Below are 22386 nucleotides of genomic sequence, written 5' to 3' on the forward strand. Positions count from 1 at the left end.
CCCGCGCGGCACGACTCCTGCAGAACTGCAGAGTTGCGGCATCCCCCGCCCGTCCCGCCCGGATTGCCGGAGTTGTGCGGCCCCGACCTGTGGCCCGCGCGGCACAACTCCTGCAGAGCCGACGCCATCCGGCATCCCCCGCCCGTCCCGCCCGGATTGCCGGAGTTGTGCGGCCCCGACCTGTGGCCCGCGCGGCACGACTCCGGCAGAGCCGACGCCATCCGGCATCCCCCGCCCGTCTCGCCCGGATTGCCGGAGTTGTGCCACCCCATCCCACCCGCGGCCCAGCAACACCCCGCACCACCGCAGCCCACCCCCGCACCACGGAGTCCCGATGACCCACCTCCCCGGCCCGATCGACCCGCCCGCGCGTCTGCTGATGGGCCCCGGCCCCATCTCGGCGTACCCGAGCGTTCTGCGAGCGATGGGCGCCCCGCTCGTCGGGCAGTACGACCCGTTCATGACGGCGACGATGGCCGAGACGCAGGAGCTGTACCGCCAGGTCTGGGGCACCGCGAACGACGCGACCCTGCTCATCGACGGCACGAGCCGCGCCGGCATCGAGGCGGCCATCCTCTCCCTCGTGCGTCCGGGGCAGCGCGTCCTGATACCGATCTTCGGCCGCTTCGGCCACCTGCTCGCCGAGATCGCCGAGCGCGCGCTCGCCGAGGTCCACACGATCGAGGTGCCGTGGGGAGAGGTGTTCCCCGTGTCGACGATCCGCGAGGCGATCGAGCGGGTGAAGCCGCACCTCGTCGCGTGCGTGCAGGGCGACACGTCGACCACGATGCTCCAGCCGCTCGACGAGATCGGCGAGATCTGCCGCGCCCACGGCGCCCTGTTCTACACCGACGCCACGGCCTCCCTCGGTGGCAACCCGTTCGAGATGGATGCCTGGGGCCTGGATGCCGCGACTGCGGGCCTGCAGAAGTGCCTCGGTGGCCCCTCGGGTTCGGCGCCGATCAGCCTGTCCGACCGCGCCGTCGAGGTGGTGCGGTCGCGCGCCCGCGTCGAGGCGGGGATCCGGGAGGAGGGGGACGCCTCGGCATCCGACTTCATCCGCTCGAACTACTTCGACCTCGCGATGATCCTGGACTACTGGGGTCCGCGGCGCCTGAACCACCACACCGAGGCGACCACGATGCTCTACGGCGCGCGGGAGTGCGCGCGCGTGCTGCTGCTCGAGGGTCGCGACGAGGTGATTGCGCGGCACCAGCTGCACGGCGATGCGATGCTCGCGGGCGTCGAGGGACTCGGGCTCACCGTCTTCGGCGACGTCGCGCACAAGATGACGAACGTCGTGGCGGTCGAGATCCCCGAGGGCGTCGTCGGCGACGCCGTGCGCGCCGAGCTGCTGAGCGACTTCGGCATCGAGATCGGCACGTCGTTCGGTCCGCTGCACGGGCGTGTCTGGCGCATCGGCACGATGGGCTACAACGCGCGGAAGGATGCCGTGCTGACGACGCTCGCCGCCCTCGAAGCGGTGCTGCGCCGACACGGTGCGTCGGTCGCCGCGGGCGGCGGCGTCGATGCGGCGCAGGACGTCTACGCCGGGGCCGCCGGATGAGGACGCGCCTGCAGGTACCGCCCGAGCGCATCGCGTCGGCGGCGCGCCGCGTGATGGGCCGCTGCGAGGAGCTCGCGCGCGTCACCGCGATGACCGGCGGGATCGAGCGCGTGTACCTCTCGCCCGAGCACGCCCGCGTGAACCGGCTCGCCGCCGAATGGATGCGCGAGCTCGGCATGACGACCCGGCAGGACGCCGCCGGCAACCAGGTCGGCCGCCTCGCCGCGGCCGGAGACCGCGACGCCCCGGCCCTGTTGATGGGGTCGCACCTCGATACGGTCCCGGATGCCGGGCGCTTCGACGGCATCGTGGGCGTGCTGATGGCGCTCGAGGTGGTGCGGCTGGTCCGTCGCGTGGACGACGAGGGCATGGCATCCAGTCCGTTCCCGTTCGCGCTCGAGGTGATCGCGTTCTCGGATGAGGAGGGCACGCGCTTCGGAAAGGCGCTGCTCGGGTCGTCGGCCGTGGCCGGGCAGTGGGACCCCGCCTGGTGGGACCTGAAGGATGCCGATGGCACGACGCTGCGCGAGGCGTTCCGCGAGTTCGGTCTCGACCCGGGTCGTGTGGGCGAGGCCGCGAGGAAGCCCGAGTCGCTCGTGGCGTACCTCGAAGCCCACATCGAACAGGGCCCCGAGCTGGACCGGGCGGGTCTGCCGCTGGCGGCGGTGTCGTCGATCGCGTCGGCCCGGCGTTTCCAGCTGGTCGTCGAGGGCGAGGCCCGTCACGCCGGCGGCACGCCCTACGACATGCGCCGCGACGCGCTGCTCGGCGCGAGCGAGGCGGCCCTCGCCGTGGAGCGCATCTGCCGCGCCGAGCACCACATCATCGGCACGGTGGGGCAGCTCGAAGCCTTCCCCGGAGCGGTGAACGTCGTGCCCGGCGAGGCGCACTTCTCACTCGACCTCCGCGGAGAGTTCGACGACACCCGCGATCACACGTGGGCGGAGATCTCGGCGGAACTGGATGCCATCATGGGCCGCCGCGGCCTGCGCTGGCGGGCCCGTGAGGTTCATTCCGCGCCGGCGGTGTTCTGCGAGCCGCTGCTGCAGGACGCCGTGCGGGCGGGCATCGGCGGTGAGGCCCCGACCTTGTTCAGTCGCGCCGGTCACGACGCGATGGCGATCGGGGCCATCACCGGGGTGGGGATGCTGTTCCTCCGCAACCCCGACGGGATCAGTCACCACCCCGACGAGGCCGTCTCCGCCGCCGATGTCGCGGCGGGGATCCGGGCACTCGCCGAGGCGGTGCTGGGGCTGGGGGCGGAGCGGGGGTGAGAAGCGTTCCTGGCGGGCCATGGGCTCGTGTGCTCCGGCTCGAAGCCGGAACTCAGGAACAGCGAGGAGCTCGCTAGCAGGTTCCGCTCAGATAGGTCGCGAAGTCGTAGCCGTTCTCGCCTGCACCAATGGCATCCGTCACACCCGAGGCGATCAAGGTGTTCTGGTACCAAAGGTTGGTCCCATCGAGGAAGAAACCCCATCCGCCAACATTCTTGGCGGTGGACGGGATGGAGGACCAGGTGCTGCCGGTGAGGACGGATCCTCCGGATTGCCGGATCCATCCCTTGGCGACCCCTCCGACCTTGTATGTGGCCAGGTCATATCCATTCCCGGCGCCGGCGACCGCGTCCGTCACATTGGTTGCGATGATGGAGTTCTGGTACCAGAGGGTCGTTCCGTCGAGGAAGTGTCCCCATCCGCCGAGGTTTTTGGCGGTGGACGGGATGGAGGACCAGGTGCTGCCGGTGAGGACGGATCCTCCGGATTGCCGGATCCATCCTTTGGCGACCCCACCGACCTTGTAAGTCACGTGGTCGTATCCGTTGCTCGCGCCCGCGACCGCATCGCTGACGTTGGTCGCGATCAGCGTGTTCTGATACCAGAGGTTCGTTCCGTCGAGGAAGTGTCCCCATCCGCCGAGGTTCTTCGCGGTGGAGGGGATGGAGGACCAGGTGCTGCCGGTGAGGACGGATCCTCCGGACTGTCGAATCCATCCCTTCGCTTTACCGCCTTCCATGTAGGTCACGTAGTCATACCCGTTGCTGCTCCCGCCGACGGCATCCACTGCGTTGCTGGTGATGAGCGTGCCCTGATACCAGAGGTTGGTTCCGTCGATGAAGACACCCCACCCGCCGAGGTTCTTGGAGGTAGCAGGGATCGACGACCAGGTGCTTCCAGTCAGAACTGAACCTCCGGACTTGCGAATCCATCCCTTAGCGGTTAGACGGCCGGTGCCCGTGGCTGAGGCGGTCGCGGTCGAATTGCTCGGGCCGATTGCGCTGATGGCTGCCGTTCCGCCTGATGCCGGCACGTTGATCGCCGGCAGACTCGCGCGCCCGTCGGGACCGCTGACCTGGGTGTTCGTGGTTGCACCGCCCGCGAACGTGTAGCCGCCGCTGAGCGTCGTCGTCACGCTTTGGGCGGCCGCGGCGACGCCGTCCACCGTCACCGTCACGTAGGCGCCAATGATCGTGCCGCAGGCGGTTCCGTTGTACGTGGTCTTGTCGAAGGCGAGTGCCGTCACGCCCGAGGCGGAGGCCATCGGCGCGATGGACGCCGCAGCAACGACAGGTACCGACCACGCGGCGCCGGTCAGGATCGTGCGGCGGGAGGGAGTGGACGTGCGAGGTGACGAAGGTGCTGAATTTTCGGAGTCGTGAGACATGCGGATGCCTTTCGGGTTCGGGTGTCGTCAGCATCCCGACGCCCCGCGTCGCAGCCAAACGCGAGTTGTCTGCCGCGGCAAGGGTGACGACAAGGGCGCCCAATCGTCTGACGTCAGCGCGAATGCGCGATTCACCGGGTGAATCGGACCCGCTCCTACGGGCGGGCCGGGTGGACGGCATCGACGCTGGGAGCACGCCTCGTGACGATCGGAGAACCATGGCGCGCAGCCTCCGGGCCGAAGGGTCCGCGGTCATCGACTGGTTCGCGGGCCGGTCCTTCGCAGTTGCGCCCTCCGCCGAGGGCCCGACGATTCTCATCGTCGACGAAGCGGAGGTTGCCGCCCTCACCATCCGGCGGTTGTGGCACACCGCCCTCACGATCGAGCCGATGCTCAACCGCAACGACGGCTCGACGCTCGTGCTCCAAGCCGAGGGCTCGGCGGTGATGCGGCTCAGGGGCACCAGCGCCCGACTCGAAGCCGGGGGCGCCCTCGTCTACCCCGCCGCCGCCTTTTGCGATGTGACCACCAGCCAGCCAACCGCCCGTATCGAGATCGTCCTGCCGCACCGGCTCCTCGATGCCCCCGCCGCGCTCCCCGGCGCCGACGACAGCCCGGCGTGGCGGGCACTGGCATCCACGGTCAACGCGATTCTCAACGGCGATCATCGTCTGTCCGTCGCCGCGGAATCGGCGCTCGGCCACGCGATCGAGAGCCTCTGCGCCTCACTCGTCGCCGGGAGGGAAGGCGCGGATGCCGGTGCCTCGGGGTTCCGGTCTGCTCAGGCGACATTCGCCGCCGCGACCCGCGTGCTCACCGAGCGCGCCGAAGACGCGGACTTCACGGTCGAAGACCTCGCCGACGCCCTGCAGGTCTCCCGGCAGTACCTCGCCCGCGTCTTCGCGCGGCACGGACGCACGCCCAGCTCTGCGCTCCGGGCGCGGCGTCTCGAACTCGCCGACGCTCTCGCGGCCACGGGGCTTTCGGTTACCGAAATCGCCCACCGGTCCGGCTTCCGCTCCGCTCGGGCCTTGTCGCACGCGCGCCGCGACCGGGATACGCGCGACTGAAGGCCGGTAACCAGGACTAACGCGTCCGCTAATCCATGTTGTGGGTCGTAACCAGGACTAACGGCGCCTCCGCGCGCGCGTTGGCGCGGTCCACGGATGCCGCACTGGCCCGCGACGCCCCACCCCGCGCTCGCCAGAATCGACGCATGACCGAAGCCCCTGGCATCCTGCATCTGCTCGCCTTCGCCGCCGAACCCGGAGGCGGCAATCCTGCCGGAGTCGTCCTGGATGCCACGGCCCTCGACGACGCCGACATGCTGCGGATCGCGGCCGACCTGGGGTATCCCGAGACGGCGTTCGTCACCGCCCGCCACGGCGACCGGGTGCGGATTCGGTACTTCTCACCCGAGGCGGAGGTGCCGTTCTGCGGGCACGCGACGATCGCGACGGCGGTCGCCCTCGTCGAGGCCGACGGGCCGGGGGAGTTCGTGTTCGAGACCGTCGCGGGCGACGTCACCGTGGTCGCCAGCGCCGACGACGGCCGGGTCGCCGCCGGGTTCACGAGCGTCGAGCCGGTGGTGCGCGACCTCAACGACAGCGCGCCGCTGCTCGCGCTACTCGGACTCGACGCCGACGACCTCGATCCGCGGATGCCGCTCGCCCAAGCCTTTGCGGGGAACTGGCATCCGGTGGTCGCCGTCCGGACGATCGAGCGGTTCGACGGATTCGGGTACGACGCGGACGCGTTGCGGGTGCTGATGCAGGAGCGTGGCTGGACGGGCACCGTCACCGTGGTCCACGTCGCCGGAGACGTCGTCGACGGTGCGGTCGTCGAGGCACGGAATCTGTTCCCCGTCGGCGACATCACCGAAGACCCGGCCACGGGTTCCGCGGCAGCCGCGCTCGGCGCGTACCTCCGCGACCGCGTCGGACTTCCGACGCCGTTCCACGTGACCGTGCACCAGGGGCGGCACATCGGCCGGCCGAGCATCCTCGAGGTGGACGTGCCGCCGGCCGGTGGCATCCGGGTGTCGGGGACTGCTGTGCCGCTGGAGCGCTGAGTTCCGCCGGAGTATGTCCCACTTATTGCGGTTTGCGGCCCCTCCAGGCAGCCAGAAGTGGGACATGCACCGCCGTAAGTGGGACGAGGGGTCCGGTGCTGCGTGTGCGCCGCCAACCCATGTCCCACTTGTGGTTGTCTGCGGCGCTTCCAGGCAGCCACAAGTGGGACATGCACCCCCATAAGTGGGACGAGGGTCCGGTGCTGCGTTGGCGCCCGGAACCCATGTCCCAGTTATTGCTGTCCGCGGCCCTTCCAGGCAGCAAGAAGTGGGACATGCACCGCCGTAAGTGGGACGAGGGTCCGGTGCTGCGTTGGCGCCCGGAACCCATGTCCCAGTTATTGCTGTCCGCAGCCCTTCCAGGCAGCAAGAAGTGGGACATGCACCCCCATAAGTGGGACGAGGGCGCGGCGCCCCCGCCTCACTCCCCTCCGGCGAGCCTCCACACGCGGTCGCGCGAGAACGGCAGCTCGTACCCGCGGCGCCCGAGCGCGCGCGACACCGCGTTGCCGATCGCAGCCCCCACCGGGTTGTACGGCGATTCGCTCATCGACTTCGCGCCGAACGGGCCGAGGGAGTCGTCGGTCTCGGCGAAGTACACCTCGGTGTCGGGGACGTCGGCGAACTGCGGCACGCGGTACGTGCGGAACACGGCGTTCTGCACGACGCCGTCCTCCAGCATCACCTCTTCGTACAGCGCGCCGCCGAGGGCCTGCGCGGCGCCACCCTCGATCTGCCCGCGGCACTGCGCGGGGTTGATCACGACGCCGGCGTCGGCGGTCTGGATCGACTGCAGCACCTTCACGGTGCCCGTCTCGGGATCGACCGCCACTCGCACGGCGTGCACGTTGAACGCGAGCGAGCGGAAGTCGCCGAACTCCGCGCCGTCGGCCGTGAGCCCGTGCTCGTCGCGCATTGTCGCGGGGGCGGCCTCCACGATCCGGTCCCAGGTCACGAGTTCGTCACCGGCCAGGACCCCGGATGCCACGACCTCCGCCGACACGACATCGCCGCCCGCGAGTTGCACGGCGATCTCGACCATCCGCCGGCGGAGCACCGTGCAGGCGGCATGCAATGCCTTGCCGGCGACCGTCGTCCCCGCCGACGCGAAGGCGCCGGTGTCGTGGCGTACGGCGTCGGTGTCGGCAGCCCACAGCTCGAGGCGTTCGGGCTCGGCATCCAGGACGGTCGCCGCGATCTGCCGGTGCACGGTCGAGGTGCCGTTGCCGAACTCGGCGGTGCCGACGCGCAGCAGGTACGTGCCGTCGGGGCGCAGGGTCGCGGTCGTGTGCGCGATATGCCCGCGCGGGGCCATCGTCGCGATCATGGCGGCCGCCATGCCCTCGCCGACCGCCCAGCCCGAGGGGGCCTCGACGCCGTTGCCGCGCCGCAGCGCGTCCTGCGCGAGGTCGAGGCACTGGTCGAGGCCGTAGCTGCCCCAGATCAGGTCTTCCTCGTACTTCTCGTCGTCGTCCGGGTGCAGCGGATCGCCCTCCTGCACCGCGTTGATCCGGCGGAGGTCGAACGGGTCGATCTCGAGCTCCTGCGCGAGCGCGTCCATCGCCGACTCCACGGCGAACACGACCTGCCCGAGGCCGTACCCGCGGAACGCGCCCGACGGCGGGTTGTTCGTGTACACCGCCTCGGCGTCGATCCACTTCGTCGGCACCCGGTACAGCGTCGTGGACTCGGCGCACGAGTGGAACAGCACGCCGATCGCATGGTTGCCGTACGCGCCGGTATCGCTGAGCACGTCGAGCTTCATCGCGGTCAGACGCCCGTCGGCATCCGCCCCCAGCGTGGTGCGCACACGCATCGGATGCCGGAGCGAGGCCCGCACGAACTGGTCGGTGCGCGAGTACTCGAAGGCGACCGGTCGGCCGAGCTTCAGCACGGCGAGCGCGGTGAGGTCTTCCGTGAACAGCTCCTGCTTGCCGCCGAAGCCGCCGCCGACCCGGTTCGCGAAGACGCGGATGCGGTCACGCTCCATCCCGAAGATGTGGGCGAGCTCGTTGCGCGCGAGGAACGGCACCTGCGTCGACGAGCGGATGACGAGCCGCCCGTCGTCATCGAGCCACCCCACCGCGCCGTGCGTCTCGAGAGCCGCGTGGGTGACGCGCGCCGAGCGCCACTCGCCCGTCACGGTGACGTGGCTCGCGGCGAGGGCGGCGTCGATGTCGCCGCCGTGGCCGGTGTGGAAACCGGCGACGACGTTGCGTCCGGCATCCATCACCCGCTCCTCGGGCGTGCGGTCGGGGTGCAGCAGCGGCGCTCCGGGTCGACGCGCTTCCTCGGGATCGAAGACGGCGGGCAGCACCTCGTACTCGACGCGGACCGCTCGGCAGCCGGCATCCGCCGCTTCGGCCGTCTCGGCCACCACCGCGGCGACGCGCTGACCGACGTGCCGGACGACGTCGTCGAGCATGCGCGTGTCGTCGGGATCATCGGTGCGGTGCTCGTGGCGACCGGTCGAGTAGCGGGTCTCGGGGACGTCGAGGTGGGTGAACACCGCGACGACGCCGGGCAGGGCCAGGGCCTCGGCCGTGTCGATCGAGGTGATGCGGGCGTGCGCGTGGGGCGAAGTGACGATGCGCAGCACGAGCGGCGGCCCGCCGGGGACGGGTTCGTCGAAGGTGAAGGGTTCCTTGCCCTGGACGATGCGGCGGGCGGCCTCGGGGGCGACGGAGGCGCCGACGCGGCCCGCGGCCCCGTCGGCCGGTCCCGTCTCGCGCACCGGCCCGAGCACCGATTCCCGGATCGCTTCGCGGATCGGGCGATACCCCGTGCAACGGCACAGGTTGCCCTTCATCCGGCGGTCGAGGTCGTCGAGGTCGCTCGCGCACAGGGTCGAGGCCGTGACGCTCATGCCCGGGGTGCAGAACCCGCACTGGAATCCGAACCCGGATGCCAGCGCCTCCTGCACCGGGTGCAGGTCGTCGCCGGGGGCGAGCCCGGCGGCCGTGGTGATCGAACGCCCCTCGAGACGCATCGCCGGAACGATGCAGGAGTGCGTCGGCTCGCCGTCCAGCAGCACCGAGCACGCGCCGCAGTCACCCGCGTCGCATCCCTTCTTCACCTCGACATGCCCGGTCTCGCGCAGCAGCGTGCGCGCGCATTGACCGGGCCGCGGGTCGGCCTCGACGACGGACCCGTTGACCTGGAACTTCACGCGATGCCCTCCTGCTGGCCTCGTGTCGGGCGGCGCCGGTGCCGCGCTCCGGAGAAAGTAGCTCGCGGGGCGACGTCGGGGTGCGCGTCGAGCGCCGCCCGGCGCAGAACTCCGGAGCGCGGGACGGCGGCTCCGCGGGACCCCGGCGCTCACGCGGCCCCCTCGTGCACGGTCCGCGCGAACCCCGCGCGCAGCCGCTCGGCGAGCACGACGCTCACCCCGCGCCGCCAATCGGCGCTGCCGAGCGGATCGGTGTAGAAATCGGTCGCGGATGCCACGGCATCCCGCAGCTCCCCCTGTCCGGGCACGCGCGCGAACCGCAGCACGCGCGGCCGGCGCACTGCGGCGGTGACGACGAACACCGTCGCGCCGTCGGGGTCGACGCGGGCAGTGACGACGGAGCCGGAGCGGCCGAGCTCGGCCAGCGCGATCTTCTGCAGCGCCACGCGTGACGTCAATGCCGCCAGCGGGATGTCCAGTGCCCGCAGCACCTCGCCGTGCGCGAGGGACGTCGCGGCGTTGTCGATGACGAGGTCCGCCACCGCGATGCGGCGCTCGCCGCCGTCGGGCGTCCACACCACGGCCGTGGCATCCAGGGTCGAGAGGAAGGCGATCATCGCCCCGGCCGCGAACGCCTGGCAGACGTTGCCGCCGACGGTGGCGGTGTTCCAGATCTTGAACGACGCCAGGAGCGCGTCGGCGGACGGCCGCGCGAGCGCGAGCGACGTCCATTCGGCGGGGGCTTCGCGCTCGACCCACGCGAGCAACCGCGCGATCGTGCACGTCGCGCCGATGCGCAGTCCCTCGTCGGTGACCTCGACGTCGGGCCAACCGAGGGTGGTGAGGTCGACGAAGCCCGTCGTGTGCGGCTGCGGCTCGCTCATGAGCCAGGTGCCGCCGGCCATGACCGCCTCGCCCGGTGCGAGGGTCAGATCGGCGCGCGTGCGGGCGGCGCGGTACGAGGTGACGGTCGTGATGTCCACGTGTCAGCCCGCCAGGATCTCGCCCGACCACATCCCGTCGGCGAGGCGGTAGTGCTGTCGAGTGCTCTGACCGGCGGGGTCGCCCCGCCAGAACGTCAGCGTGAGCGGTCGCAGGCGGAAGCCGACCCAGCGCTGGGGCGGTTCGAGGACAGGGTGCGTGGAATCGAACTCCGCCCACACGCGGCGCCGCTCCTCCGCCGGCAGCTGAGCGTTGTCCAGCGTGTTCATCCACGCGAGCAACTGCAGGTAGCGGGACCGTTGCGCGTAGACGGCGGCGGCTTCCCGAGCGCTCACGCGCTCGACGATGCCGCGCACGACGAGCTGCCGGCCCACCTCGGGCCACGCGACGGCCATCGCCGCGACCGGGTTGGCGGCGATCTCGGCGACCTTCGCGCTGGCGGCGTCGGTGTGGAAGTACAGGCCGGTGGGATCCCGGTCGCTCACCAGCACGTGGCGCAGCGACGGCAGCCCGTCGCGGCCGATGGTGGACAGGGCGGCGAGCGGCCGCAGTTCGCTGTCGTGCTCCGGAAGCCACTGCACCATCAGGGCCAGCGGGTCGGCGACGAGAGCGTCGGTCTCGTCGAGGTCGGAGCCGAACGTGGTGCCTGCCGTGATCATGGCCACCTCCGGGATTGCAGCGTCACCGCCGAGCGTAGGCATCCTGCGTTTCGGCGATGTTGCCGCCATGAACATTCGCGGAAACACGCGCTCTCTACACTGCCCGCCAGGGGCGGAGGCGTCCCGGATCGGAGGTGCTCGTGCAGGCTCTGCCCCTTCTCGACGCGTGCCCGAAGCGCATGGAGTACGGTCCGTGCGGCGGCGTCGGCTTCGACGGATCGTGCGAGATCGATGCGGAGCACGCGTGCGCGTTCCTGGCTCGCGCGACGGTGCCGTGGACGGGCGTCGACCGATCCACCCCCGTCGATCCCGGGCCCCGCACCGCCGCGGCGAGCGAGACGCTCGCCTCCCTCGGCACGCGCCCGTGGGTCGTGGCCGACCTGCCCGCCCGCGCGCTGAGCGTGGCATCCATCGACTCGTGCGGTGCGATCCTGGCCGGAGAGGTGGATGCCGTCCTGGCCGGCGACGCGGGATCGGCGCGGGTGCAGTTCCCCCCGGCCTACCGCGCGCACCTGCTGCAACGCGCGGGGCTGCGGGTGTGGACGGGGCTGAACATGCGCGACCGCAACCGCGTGGCGATCGAGGGGGAGCTCGCGGCTTTGGCGGTGGAGGGGGTGGCCGGGGTGCACTGCGTCACCGGCGACCACACCCGCACGGGGCACCGGCCCGACGCCGCCCCCGTCTTCGACCTCGATTCGACCGAGGCCGCCGCCCTCGCCCGCGCCGCGGGACACGTCGTCTCCGTCGCGGCCTCACCCGCCGCGCCGCCGGTGGAGCGGCGGGCGGCGCGCCTGCGCGAGAAGCTGCGCGCCGGCGCGGACGTCTGCTTCGTGAACCACGCCGGAGGAGCGGAGCCCGTACGGCGGTTCATCGACGAGGTCGAGGCATCCGCGCGGTTCATCCCGTGTGTGCCCGTGGTCGTGGACCACGGCTCGGCGGACCTGCTCGAGTCGTTCACGACGCTGGTGCTGCCGGACGGGTTCCTGTCCCGGGTCCGGGATGCCCGCGACCCCCGCGCCGAGGGCATCGCGCTCGCGGTCGCCCTCGCCGAGGAGCTGCTCGCGATCCCGGGTGTCGTCGGCGTCAACCTTTCGGGCGGTCGCGACGGCGCCGAGGAGGCGTTCGCCGAGGCGGAGGCCGAGATCGCGCGGCGCCTGCGCTGAGGAGGGCAGACGGGGCACCGGATCCGGGGGACGCGCCGGGATCACGGCATCCGTCGTGCACACCTCCTGCGGTGAGTCCGCGCGGGCAAGTGGATGCCGGGCGCGGTGAGCTCGTGCCGGAGTTGTGCGGGCGGCGCGTGGTCCTGGCGGGGGCGGCGGAGGGCCACGCGGCTGCGCAGCTCCTGCAGAAGCGCGCGGAGTGGGGCGTCCTGTCTTGCCGCCGGGATCCTGCCGGAGTTGTGCACCCGTGTCAGGCTCCGAGGAACTCCCGGATGCCGGCAGCCACCGTCGCGGGGGCCGTGAACTGCACGAGGTGCCGGTGGCCGGGGACCACCGCGAGCGTGCCGTCGACCGCGCGGTCACGGAGTTCCGCGCACCAGCGCACTCCCGCGATGCGGTCCTTCGAACCGCGGACGACGAGAACGGGCACGGTCAGGGCGGCGACGCGGTCTTCGAGCGGGTAGCGGACCATGTGCCGCGCCTGGGCGAGGTACCAGCGCGGTCCGCTGCGGAGGTAGTCGCCCAGCACGGTCAGTGCCGCGCGCGGAGGCTCGAGGGCGCTGTCGACACCGAGCAGCACGGCCTGAGAGCCCAGCGTGCGGTGCTCCCGGTCGACGACGGGGCTGCACAGCACCACGGCCCGCGCGAGCTCGGGCCGCTGACGCGCCAGCTCGACGACCCACTGAACGCCCATGGAGTGACCCAGGAGCACGGCATCCGCCGCTCCGATCCGGTCGAGCACCGCCCCGAGGGCGGCGGCGATGGAGGCGACGTCGGGCGAGCCCGTCGGCGCGGGCAGGCCGCCGAAACCGGGGAGGTCGATCGAGTGGACCTCGGCGTCCGGCGCCAGCTCGGCGTGCAGACGGGTGAGGTACCGGTGCGATGTGCCGATGCCGTGCACGAGCACGAACGTCGCGGCACCGGGCTCCGCCCGTCGGGTCGACAGGACGCGGAACGCGAGCCCCTCGATCTCGCCGATCCACTCGGCGGGCGTCGTCGGGGCAGGGGGCGGGGGCATGAGTGCCACCGTAGATCGCGTCCGGACACCGGGAAACAGGGTTGCGCCGACCCCGCCGCGTCAGGCCGGCGTGCGGACCGCGGCGAACCGGTTCACGCGGCGCAGCGCGAAGCCGAGGCGCTCGTACGCGGCGATCGCGCCGAGATTGGTGGCCGCCGCGTGCATCATGGCGCGGTCGCCGCGCTGCTGGATGTGGAACGCGACGTCGAGGACCAGCCGGGATGCCAGCCCCTGACGGCGGTGGTCGGCATCGACGGCCACCGCGCTGATCTCGGTCCAGCCGGTCGGATGGAGGCGCTCGCCCGCCATCGCCACGAGGCGGCCTTCGCGACGGATGCCGATGTACCGCCCCAGCTCGTGGGTACGGGGTCGGAAGGGTCCCGGCTGGTTCCGCTCGACGATCGCCATCATGTCCGCGGCGTCGGCGGCGCCCAGCTCGATCGCCTCGTCGTCGGGCCGGGGGTGCAGCGCCGCCGTCTCCACGAGCTGCACGCCCTCACCGCCGCCGAGGAACTCCCATCCCTCGGGCAGCTCTCCTTCGTAGCCGGACAGCCCCACTTCCGCTCCCGCACCGACCAGGTCGCGCATGGCCTCCCAGACCCCGGGGTCGTCCCAGGTGCGGACGGCCACGAAGGGCGCCACGTCCTGCGGGTAGCGGCGCACGAGGTCGCCGCCGATCGCGAAGCGGGCGTGCGGTCCCGCGAGCGAGTGCCACGCGGCGTTGTCGAGCACAGCGTCGTCGGGGGTATCCGGGGACGCGGAGGAGAGTGCGGGGTCGATCGAGGTCATGGCATCCGTTCCGGGCGGGGTACGCCGAATGCAACACGGCAGCGAGAGGACCATTCCCCTCCGGTGCGCCCATCGCAGGAGCCCCCGCACCCACACGGCCGTCCGTGCGCCCCTCCGCGCCTCCGGGCGGGGCGGGTGATGTCAACCCCTCTGCGCCGGTCCGGCCGTCGTCCGTACGCTCGCCGGACCCGAAGAGAAAGGACGGTCCCATGACCATCGCACGCGACATCATGACTTCCCCGCCCCGCCGCATCGGTGAGAACGACACCCTCGGGGATGCCGCGCGGCTCCCCGGCGAGGCGGAGGCGATCTCGCAGTGACGCGCGGAGACGTCCACACACGCGAAGCGCACGGACGCTGGGAGAGCGTCGTCGAGGGGCGCCCCGACCTGCGCTGGGTCTACGAAGGCGAGAAGGATGCCGTCCGCCACGGGGCACAGGTGGCCGATTCCGTCGGCGGCGCCCATGTCGTCGAGAGAGGCGGGACGAGCCCCGACGTGCACGATGTCCCCGGCCACCTCGACGGTGCGTGAGGAGCCACGATGACGGAGGATCACGACCACCGGGGGAGCGACGGCACGGCCGGTCGCTACCTCCGTTTCCTTGCCACCATCGCCGTGTCGATGGTCGTCATGTACGCGGCGATGTTCGCCGGAACCTGGGAATGGGAGCACGTGCGCTTCAGCGAGAGCCGCGTGTTCATGACCATGACGATGGGCGGCACGATGGCGCTGGTCATGCTCGTGGGGATGTCGAAGATGTACCGCAACGTCCGCGCCAACGTCTCGATCGTCGTCGGCGCGCTCGTGTTGATCGCCGGCGGGATCACGCTCGACCGCACGCAGGCTCCGGTTGACGACATCGCGTACATGAACGCGATGATTCCGCACCATTCGCTCGCCATCACCCGCTCGGAGCGGGTGGACCTGGCCGATGCTCGGGTGTGCGAGCTGGCGGCATCCATCAGTACCGCTCAGCGCCGCGAGATCCTGGAGATGGCGTGGCTCGTCGACGACATCCGGGCGAACGGGGTCGCGTCGACCGCCTCCGACGCCGAGCGCCGTGCCGCCCCCGAGTTCCCGGATGCCGTTGCGGATCGCACGTGTGCGGCTGACCGCCCGTAGGCCCGCCCCGGGTCAATGCATGATCATGCCGCCGGTGACGTTGATCGCCTGGCCGGTGAGGTAGCCGCCGGCCGGTGACGCGAGGAAATAGGTCACTCCCGCGACGTCCTCGGGGACGCCCAGCCGCCCGAGCGGCGACTTCGCGCTCCACGCGGCGACGTCCGCCTCCGAGCGGGTGTCGGCGCCCATGTCGGTGAGCACGTACCCCGGGCACACCGCATTGACGGTGACGCCGTGGCATCCCCACTCCTGGGCCCCGGCGCGCGTGAGCGCGACGACCGCGGCCTTCGACGCGGCGTAGTGGCCTTCGCCTCCGCCGCCGTGCTTGGCGGCCATGCTCGCGATGTTGACGATCGCCCCGTGGCCGGCCGCGAGCATGACGGGCGCGACCGTCTGCATCGTGACGAGGGTCGCGCGGGCGTTGATGTCGAGGACGCGGTCCCAGTCATCGACGGTGATCTCGAGCAGCGAGACGTGCTGGAAGATCCCGGCGCAGTTCACGAGCACATCCACACCGCCGAGCGACTCGATCGCGGCGCCGACCGCGCGACGGGTGTCGAGCGGATCGAGCAGATCGACCGGGAAGAAGGATGCCTCGCCGCTCGCCGGGGCGCGCCGGTCCAGGACGGCGACGTCCGCGCCGTCGGACGCGAAGCGCTCCACGATCGCAGCGCCGATGCCGCCGGAACCCCCGGTCACGATGACGCGCTGGGACATGGCACTCCTTCCGGGGCGTCGGGGTCGCCCGTCGGCGTCACCGTACGCCCGGGGGCGAACGCTCCGGCGACGCCGGTGTTTCGGCGGCGTAACGCGCTCCGGGGGCTCAATCGGCCAGAAGCGCCCACACGGCGGCGGCATCGATCTCGCGCCGAGCATCGGTGCCGCGGGAGCGCCACGCGTCGCGGTCGAACACGAACGCGCGGGTGACCTCGAGCACGTAGAGGCGTTTGGTGGGCACGGCGAGCACCGCAGCCGGGTCGTCGTCTCCGGCGTCGCGCGGCAGACGGGCGGCCAAGACCCCGCGGATCGCCGCGGCCTCGGCATCCACTTCCCGTGCGGCGAACGCGAGCTGCACACCGTCGGCGTCGGCCGACGCCGCAGACGAGTCGAACACGACCCCGGATGCCACACCCGACGCCGCGATCGCCCGGGCGTGGCGGGACGAGACGTCGGACTCGACGTACAGACCGCGGGGGAGGAGTCGGTACTGCGCCGCCGCCGTCCAGGGTCCGTCGGCGTCGGCCGTGCCGATCACGACGAAACGCTGCGCGCGCAGGATCGCCGCCGCGCGCTGCTCGAGAGAGGGCATGCGGCCATCGTGCTGTCCGCCCGCGTCGTCGGCGTTTCCGTGCCGTAACGCTTGCCCGCCGTCGCGCGCACACCCCGTGCGCCGGTTCTACGCTCGGTCTGGTCGGCTCAGCCCGTCGGCGCGTGTCCAGACGCGTGGACGGAGCCGCGTGGCATCCGCGTGTCCGGGCCACGGGAGCCCGACGCCCTCGCCCGCCCAGCCGGCGTGGTCACCGACTCCGATCAGACCCCGAGGAACACCGTGAGCGACAGCGTCCACCCCGCGATCACCGACCCCGACGTGCGTGCGCACCTCGCGCGTCTCGCGGCGCACGCGGGAACGATCCCGTCCGGGGCCACGGATGCCGAGGGCCACGACGCCGCGCGGATCGCCGAACTGCGCGCGAACCCGTCGTGGGTACGGCTGCCCGACGACGACGTCGTCGAGTCGATCGACGCCGCCGACGGCGACCTCGCGCTGCGGTTGTACCGGCCGCGCGCCGGGCACCGTGGAACCCTCGTGTTCGCGCACGGCGGCGGATGGGTCGCGGGCGACCTCGACAACAACGACGCCCTGTGCCGCGCGCTCGCCGCCGCGACCGAGGCGCAGGTGCTCAGCGTCGACTACCGCCTCGCCCCGGAGGACCCCTTCCCCGCCGGGCTGGACGATCTCGACCGCGCGCTCCGCTTCGCGGCTGCCGGCGCGGGCGGGCTCGTCACCGAACCCGAGCTCCTGGGCGTCGCGGGGCACAGCGCCGGGGGCAACCTCGCCGCCGCGCTGGCGCTGCGCTCGCGCGCGGGCCGGGCCCCCGGCATCCGGGTCCAGGTTCTGCTGTGCCCCGTGCTCGACGCGCCCGACCTCGACCGCCCGAGCTACCGCGCCCATACCGAGAACCTCCCGCTGACCGCGCGCGGCATGCAGTGGTACTGGGGGCTGTACCTCGGGGACGCCGCGGGCTCGGGCTCTGCAGCGGAGGCCGCGGGTGTGCGCCGCGCCGCGCTCGCCGGCACCGCGGCGGAGCGGGATGCCGATGCCGACGGCGCGGTGCCCGTCGAAGCCGCGCCGCTGCGCGCGCGGGAGCTCACCGGCTCGGCTCCGGCGGTCATCGTCGCGGCGGGCGTCGACCCGCTCTCGGACGAAGCCGAGGAGTACGCCGAGCGGTTGGCGGCATCCGGAACCCCCGTGGAGTTCGTGCGGCGCGAGGGCGTTCCGCACCTGTTCCTCGTGTTCCCCTCGACCCCCGCCCGTGACGCCGTGCTGGCGGCGATCGCCCCGGCGGTGCAGGCGGCGTTCGCCTGAGTCTCCCTCGACCTCGTCCCACTTGTGGTGGGTTGTGTGGCCGCCAGGCGACCACTTGTGGGACATGATCCGCCACGAGTGGGACGCGCAGCGGGTTCGCGGGAGTCGCTCGAGCGATGCCCGTCTTCTCGGGCAATGTCCCACTTCTCGAGCAATGTCCCACTTGTGGTGGGTTGGGCGCCTCGCAACCGGCCATAAGTGGGACGCACTGCGTCATAAGTGGGACGACGACCGCCCGCAAAACCCCCGCCGCACGGCCGGAACACCGCGGAAACACGGCATTGTTACCGTCATCAACATGTCGCTTCTGGTTACGAATGCACGCCTCATCACGGTCCCCGCGGGCACCGACGACCCCGGCTACATCGAGCGCGGATACATGCTCGTCCAGGACGGACGCATCGCCGCGATCGGCGCCGGCGACCCCGATCCGGGACTCACCGCCGACGAGATCCTCGACGTGGACGGCAAGTTCGTCGCCCCCGGGTTCGTGTCGTCGCACAGCCACCTCTTCACCAGCGGCTCGCGCGGGCTCGGCGTCGACCAGACGCTCTACGGCTGGTGCACGTCGATGTTCAGCGTGCTCAACAACGCCTCGCCCGACCAGATCTACTGGGCGACGCTGCACGGCTCACTGGACTTCCTCGCCAACGGCGTGACCACCGCCTACAACTTCACCGACCCGCTGCTGCCGTGGGAGCCGATGGTCGACGGCAAGCGCGCCGACGGCGGCGGTACGCTGCGCGATCACGCCTGGCACACGCGTCAGGCCGACGGATGCTACGACGCCGGCCTGCGCTTCGTCGACTCCATCGCTCTGGATGCCACCGTCGGCACCGACGACGAGATCTTCGGCCGGTTCGAGGCATCCCTCGACCACGTCCTCGCGATGGACCCGGACATCGCGCTCGGCGCGTCGATCATGGGGCAGGTGCAGTGGTCGACCCGGCCGGATGCCGCCGAGATCGAGGTCGCGGTCATGGACCGCTTCGGCGTCACCAACCAGGCGCACTTCCTCGAGACGTACGAGGCGATCGAGCACCAGCAGACGAAGTTCCAGCTGTACAAGAACGCCGGAGCGCTGCGGCCGGGCATGATGTTCGGGCACTTCATCCAGACCACGCCCGAGATCATCCAGGATGCCGCCGCCGGCGGCGCCGCGATGTCATGGCAGCCCGCGTCCAACGGACGTCTGGCGTCGGGCGTCGCGCACGTGCCCGAGATGCTCGACCTCGGCATGAAGGTCGGCATGGGCCTCGACGACCAGGCCTGCACCGACGTCGCCGACCCGTGGCAGAACATGCGCATGGGCATGTTCATGCAGCGCGCCCGCACCCACGACCCGCTGTCGATGATGCCCGAGCGCGTGCTGCGCCTGCACACCCTGGGAGGCGCCGAGATCATGGGCGTCGACGACCGCGTCGGCAGCCTCGAGGTCGGCAAGTTCGCCGACTTCGTCGTGGTCGACCCGCGTCTGCCCGACGTCGGTCCGCTGTGGAACCCCGTGCGCAGCTACGTCCTCGCGTGCGGCCTGCGCAACCTGAAGCAGGTGTACGTCGGCGGCAAGCTCGTGAACGAGAACGGTGTCTCCACGAACCCGCTCGCGGAAGAGGCCTCGCACGTGCTGCACACGCAGCTGCCGGCGCTGGCGGACGAGTTCGGCGTCATCCTGTAGCGAACCGCGCACCGGTGCGCGGGCGGCGCGCTCGCGGTGAGGTGAGTGCCCGCAGGCCGCTGGCGAGCGTCATCGACGCTTGAGCCACCCCACGCGATGACGTGTCGGCCGCGCTCGCACTCGCGCCCGCGTGCGGAGCGTGCCAGCCTGTGCACATGCGCACGACCATCGCCGACCTCGACGTCCACACCTCGACCGACGACGTCGCCGGACGCGACGTGCTCCTCTGGCACCACGGCTCGCCGCAGACGGGGGCGATCCTGCCGCCGGTGCAGGCCGCCGCAGACGCCCACGGTCTCGCGGTCGTCTCGGTCGCCCGGCCCGCGTACGCCGGGTCGCCGCGCATCCCCGGCCGCAGCGTCGCCGACGTGGCGGAGGGGCTACGACCGGTGCTCGAGGCCCTCGGTGTGGCATCCGTCGTCTCCGTCGGAGCCTCGGGCGGCGGCCCGCACGCGATCGCCTGCGCGGTGGCGATGCCGGCGCTGGTCCGGCGCGTGGTGACGTTCGCCTCGCCGGCGCCGTTCGACGGCAGCGACGCCTGGTTCGCGGGGATGCAGGTCCCGCAGGCCCTGCGAGCGGCAGCCGAGGGGGAAGACGCGCGTCGACGATTCGCCGAGATCGACGAGTTCGATCCGGCCTCGTTCGTGGATGCCGACTACGCGACGCTCGAGGGGGAGTGGGCCTCGCTCGGGGCAGACGTCGCGGCCTCCGAGCCGTATGGGATCGACGGGCTGATCGACGACGACCTCGCGTTCGCGCGGCCCTGGGGGTTCGCGCTCGAGGAGGTCGCGGCATCCGTTCTGCTCGTCCAGGGCGAGCGCGACCGGGTGATCCCGTCGCAGCACGCGCGGACGCTGGCCGCGGCCCTGCCCGACGCGACGCTCCACCTGCACCCCGACGACGGCCACGTCTCCGTGTTGCGGTATCTCAGCGCGGCCCTCTGACGCGTCCGCTCAGTCGGGCGGCGGCGGGGCCAGCCGGTACAGGATGCGCGGACGACCGCGCGCGCCGTAGCGGTGAGCGAGGTCGAGGACGCCGGTGGTGACGAGGTGCTCGAGGTACCGCTGCGCGGTGGCGCGCGAGAGCCCGCAGGCGGCGGCGACATCGGCCGCCGAGACGAGGGTCACCGGATCGAGCGCCGCCCGCACCCGCTCCAGGGTCACGGGGGCCAGTCCCTTGGGGAGAGCGGTCGGGGCCGGGCGGTCGGGTAGCCGGACGGTTCCGGTGCCGAGCAGCCGGTCGATGTCGCCCTGGCTGAGCGACCGGTCCCGGTCGGCCTCGGCTCGCGCACGTCGTTCCACACGGTAGGTCTCGAGACGCTGGCGCAGCGTCTCCTCGGTGAACGGCTTCACGAGGTAGCCGATCACGTGGGCCGCGAGGGCCTGTCGCACGGTCACCTGGTCCTGCGACGAGCTGATGACCAGCACGTCGATCCCCTCGGCGCCGAGCGTCCGCAGACGGTGCAGCACCTCGACGCCGCTGATGTCGGGCAGGCGCATGTCCAGCAGCACCAGGTCGACGCCGCCGAGGGCCTGCGCCGCCGCCGCCTCGCCACTGCCCGCCGAACCCACGACGGTGAATCCCGGAGCGCCCGTGACGTAGCGTCCGTGCAGGGCGCGGGCGGCGGCGTCGTCGTCGACGACGAGGACGCGGATCCGGTCGGTCATCGCGGCGCCGCCATCTCGAACGCGAAACGGGTCCCGCCCCACGCAGACCGGGTGACGAGGATCTCCCCCTCGCGCTCGGTGACCGCCCGGCGCACCACGGCGAGACCGATCCCGCGGCCCGTGCCGCTCGGGTCGGGCTTCGACGTGTAGCCGCGGGTGAACGCGCGCTCCACATCACGGGGGTCCAAGCCCGGTCCGTCGTCATCGACCGCGCCGAGCAGCACGTCGCCGACGAGATCGAGCGTGCAGCGCACGCGCGAGGCGCCCGACTCGGCGGCGTTGCGGCACAGGTTCGTGAGGATCAGGACGACGGTCTCATCGATCGGGGTATCGCGGTCGATTCGCACCTCCAAGCGCGCTCCTCGCGCCGACACCTCGCTGCGCAGCGCCTCGATGCTGGCGTTCACGAGCGAGGCATCCAGTCGCGCATCGGACGGTTCACGTGGCGCGAGGCCGGGCATCGCGTCGGAGATGTAGGTCAGCGCGTCGCGGGTGTCGCCGTGCGAGATGAGGCCGTGCAGCACGTGCAGCCGCGTGCCGAACTCGTGCGCCTGCTCACGCAGGGCCACCGTCGTGCGCGCCGTCTGCTCCTGTTCGGCGGCCAGCGCGTCCAGGCGCCGGAAACGTCGCTCGATCGCCGCGGCCAGCAGCGACGATGCGAGGGTCCCGACCACGAGCGCCGCCAGCGCCCACGGCAGCAGATCTCCGAGCGCCTCGTCGCGATCGGACAGGATGCTCGACTCCAGCACCCCGACGGCGACCATCCCCACCACCGCGTTCCCGTCACGGATCGGGACCTTCGCGCGCAGCGAGCTGCCCGAGGGTCCGGTCTCGGTGCCGAGGAACGGCGTCCCCGCCAGCACGCTCGCATTGGTCGTCTCGACCTGCAGACCTCGCTGCGCGCTCGAGGGATGCGTGATGCGGACGCCCTCGTCGTCGGTGATCACGACGTAGAAGACGCCGGTGGTCCGCTCGATCAGGTCGGCCAGCGGCTGCAGCGTCGCGGTGGCCTCGGCGAGATCGTCCGCGTCGGCGAGCCGCGCGTCCGTCCCGAGGGAGGAGACGGATGCCACGGTGGTGCGCACGTCATCGAGTCCGGCCAGGCTCGACGCGACGTCGTAGACCCGCTCGGCGGTGTCGTCCCGGATGTGACGCTCCTGCACCGACGCCGCGATGAGCGTCGTGATCCCCACGGCGGTGAGCACGATCAGGCTCGGCAGCACGACCAGGCCGCGGCGGATCAGCCGGGCGGGAACCGAAGGGCGGGGGTCGGGCATGGCAGGGACATTCTCTCG

General features: G+C 71.9%; 20 protein-coding genes. 10 read left to right on the forward strand and 10 right to left on the reverse strand.

The features are described from left to right. Nucleotides 1-334: 334 nt before the first annotated feature. Entirely contained in the window at nt 335-1567 is a 1233-nt protein-coding gene (locus LL239_RS03640) for a pyridoxal-phosphate-dependent aminotransferase family protein (protein WP_228162087.1), read from the forward strand. Further along, nucleotides 1564-2841, forward strand: a complete 1278-nt coding sequence (locus LL239_RS03645; protein WP_228162088.1) for an allantoate amidohydrolase — start codon at nt 1564-1566, stop codon at nt 2839-2841. Before LL239_RS03640 ends, LL239_RS03645 begins: the two co-directional genes overlap by 4 nt. 73 nt (nt 2842-2914) lie before the next feature. Here the strand turns inward: LL239_RS03645 and LL239_RS03650 are convergent, their stop codons facing one another. Then, nucleotides 2915-4228, reverse strand: a complete 1314-nt coding sequence (locus tag LL239_RS03650; protein ID WP_228162089.1) for a hypothetical protein — start codon at nt 4226-4228, stop codon at nt 2915-2917. Between the two features lie 218 nt (nt 4229-4446). On the opposite strand from LL239_RS03650, the gene LL239_RS03655 reads away from it, so the two are divergent. Then, the gene (locus LL239_RS03655; protein WP_228162090.1) at nt 4447-5298 is read left to right on the forward strand and encodes a helix-turn-helix transcriptional regulator; all 852 of its coding nucleotides are present in this window, start codon (nt 4447-4449) and stop codon (nt 5296-5298) included. A 146-nt stretch (nt 5299-5444) separates the two neighbouring features. After that, nucleotides 5445-6299 (forward strand): PhzF family phenazine biosynthesis protein, encoded by an 855-nt coding sequence (locus LL239_RS03660; protein WP_228162091.1) that lies wholly within the window; start codon nt 5445-5447, stop codon nt 6297-6299. A 421-nt stretch (nt 6300-6720) separates the two neighbouring features. On the opposite strand, the gene LL239_RS03665 is transcribed toward LL239_RS03660, so the two are convergent. The 3 genes from LL239_RS03665 to LL239_RS03675 form a co-directional block, all read right to left on the reverse strand. Then, nucleotides 6721-9468 (reverse strand): molybdopterin-dependent oxidoreductase, encoded by a 2748-nt coding sequence (locus tag LL239_RS03665; RefSeq protein WP_228162092.1) that lies wholly within the window; start codon nt 9466-9468, stop codon nt 6721-6723. A 149-nt stretch (nt 9469-9617) separates the two neighbouring features. Continuing rightward, nucleotides 9618-10451, reverse strand: coding sequence for an FAD binding domain-containing protein (locus LL239_RS03670; protein WP_228162093.1), 834 nt, complete (start codon nt 10449-10451; stop codon nt 9618-9620). Between the two features lie 3 nt (nt 10452-10454). Continuing rightward, on the reverse strand, nt 10455-11069 hold the full coding sequence (locus LL239_RS03675; RefSeq protein WP_228162094.1) for a pyridoxine/pyridoxamine 5'-phosphate oxidase: 615 nt from the start codon (nt 11067-11069) through the stop codon (nt 10455-10457). A 140-nt stretch (nt 11070-11209) separates the two neighbouring features. Here LL239_RS03675 and LL239_RS03680 point away from each other — a divergent pair, with 140 nt between their 5' ends. After that, a complete protein-coding gene (locus LL239_RS03680) occupies nt 11210-12232 on the forward strand; it encodes a methylenetetrahydrofolate reductase C-terminal domain-containing protein (protein ID WP_228162095.1) in 1023 nt (340 codons plus the stop codon). A gap of 250 nt (nt 12233-12482) precedes the next feature. Here the strand turns inward: LL239_RS03680 and LL239_RS03685 are convergent, their stop codons facing one another. Continuing rightward, nucleotides 12483-13250 carry an alpha/beta fold hydrolase gene (locus LL239_RS03685; protein WP_228162096.1) on the reverse strand — a complete coding sequence of 256 codons (768 nt, stop codon included), beginning with the start codon at nt 13248-13250 and terminating at the stop codon, nt 12483-12485. 60 nt (nt 13251-13310) lie between these two features. Beyond that, nucleotides 13311-14039, reverse strand: a complete 729-nt coding sequence (locus LL239_RS03690; RefSeq protein WP_228162097.1) for a GNAT family N-acetyltransferase — start codon at nt 14037-14039, stop codon at nt 13311-13313. 316 nt (nt 14040-14355) lie between these two features. On the opposite strand from LL239_RS03690, the gene LL239_RS03695 reads away from it, so the two are divergent. Beyond that, nucleotides 14356-14571, forward strand: a complete 216-nt coding sequence (locus tag LL239_RS03695; protein ID WP_228162098.1) for a hypothetical protein — start codon at nt 14356-14358, stop codon at nt 14569-14571. A gap of 9 nt (nt 14572-14580) precedes the next feature. Continuing rightward, nucleotides 14581-15162 carry a DUF305 domain-containing protein gene (locus tag LL239_RS03700; protein WP_228162099.1) on the forward strand — a complete coding sequence of 194 codons (582 nt, stop codon included), beginning with the start codon at nt 14581-14583 and terminating at the stop codon, nt 15160-15162. Nucleotides 15163-15174: 12 nt separating this feature from the next. On the opposite strand, the gene LL239_RS03705 is transcribed toward LL239_RS03700, so the two are convergent. Then, nucleotides 15175-15879 (reverse strand): SDR family NAD(P)-dependent oxidoreductase, encoded by a 705-nt coding sequence (locus LL239_RS03705; protein ID WP_228162100.1) that lies wholly within the window; start codon nt 15877-15879, stop codon nt 15175-15177. Between the two features lie 106 nt (nt 15880-15985). Continuing rightward, the gene (locus LL239_RS03710) at nt 15986-16471 is read right to left on the reverse strand and encodes a pyridoxamine 5'-phosphate oxidase family protein (protein WP_228162101.1); all 486 of its coding nucleotides are present in this window, start codon (nt 16469-16471) and stop codon (nt 15986-15988) included. Nucleotides 16472-16711: 240 nt separating this feature from the next. Between LL239_RS03710 and LL239_RS03715 the strand changes: the two genes are divergently transcribed. The 3 genes from LL239_RS03715 (at nt 16712) to LL239_RS03725 (ending at nt 20368) form a co-directional block, all read left to right on the forward strand. Then, nucleotides 16712-17749, forward strand: a complete 1038-nt coding sequence (locus tag LL239_RS03715; protein WP_228162102.1) for an alpha/beta hydrolase — start codon at nt 16712-16714, stop codon at nt 17747-17749. A 298-nt stretch (nt 17750-18047) separates the two neighbouring features. After that, complete coding sequence (locus LL239_RS03720) at nt 18048-19424, forward strand: amidohydrolase family protein (protein WP_228162103.1); 1377 nt, start codon at nt 18048-18050, stop codon at nt 19422-19424. A gap of 155 nt (nt 19425-19579) precedes the next feature. Then, nucleotides 19580-20368, forward strand: a complete 789-nt coding sequence (locus LL239_RS03725) for an alpha/beta fold hydrolase (protein WP_228162104.1) — start codon at nt 19580-19582, stop codon at nt 20366-20368. Nucleotides 20369-20377: 9 nt separating this feature from the next. Here LL239_RS03725 and LL239_RS03730 read toward each other — a convergent pair whose 3' ends face one another. Then, complete coding sequence (locus LL239_RS03730; RefSeq protein ID WP_228162105.1) at nt 20378-21091, reverse strand: response regulator; 714 nt, start codon at nt 21089-21091, stop codon at nt 20378-20380. Beyond that, entirely contained in the window at nt 21088-22368 is a 1281-nt protein-coding gene (locus tag LL239_RS03735; protein WP_228162106.1) for a sensor histidine kinase, read from the reverse strand. The genes LL239_RS03730 and LL239_RS03735 overlap by 4 nt, the downstream gene beginning before the upstream one ends. Nucleotides 22369-22386: the final 18 nt, after the last annotated feature.

The organism is Microbacterium testaceum, assembly GCF_020781835.1.
In the GTDB taxonomy this organism is placed as follows: Bacteria; Actinomycetota; Actinomycetes; order Actinomycetales; family Microbacteriaceae; genus Microbacterium; species Microbacterium testaceum_H.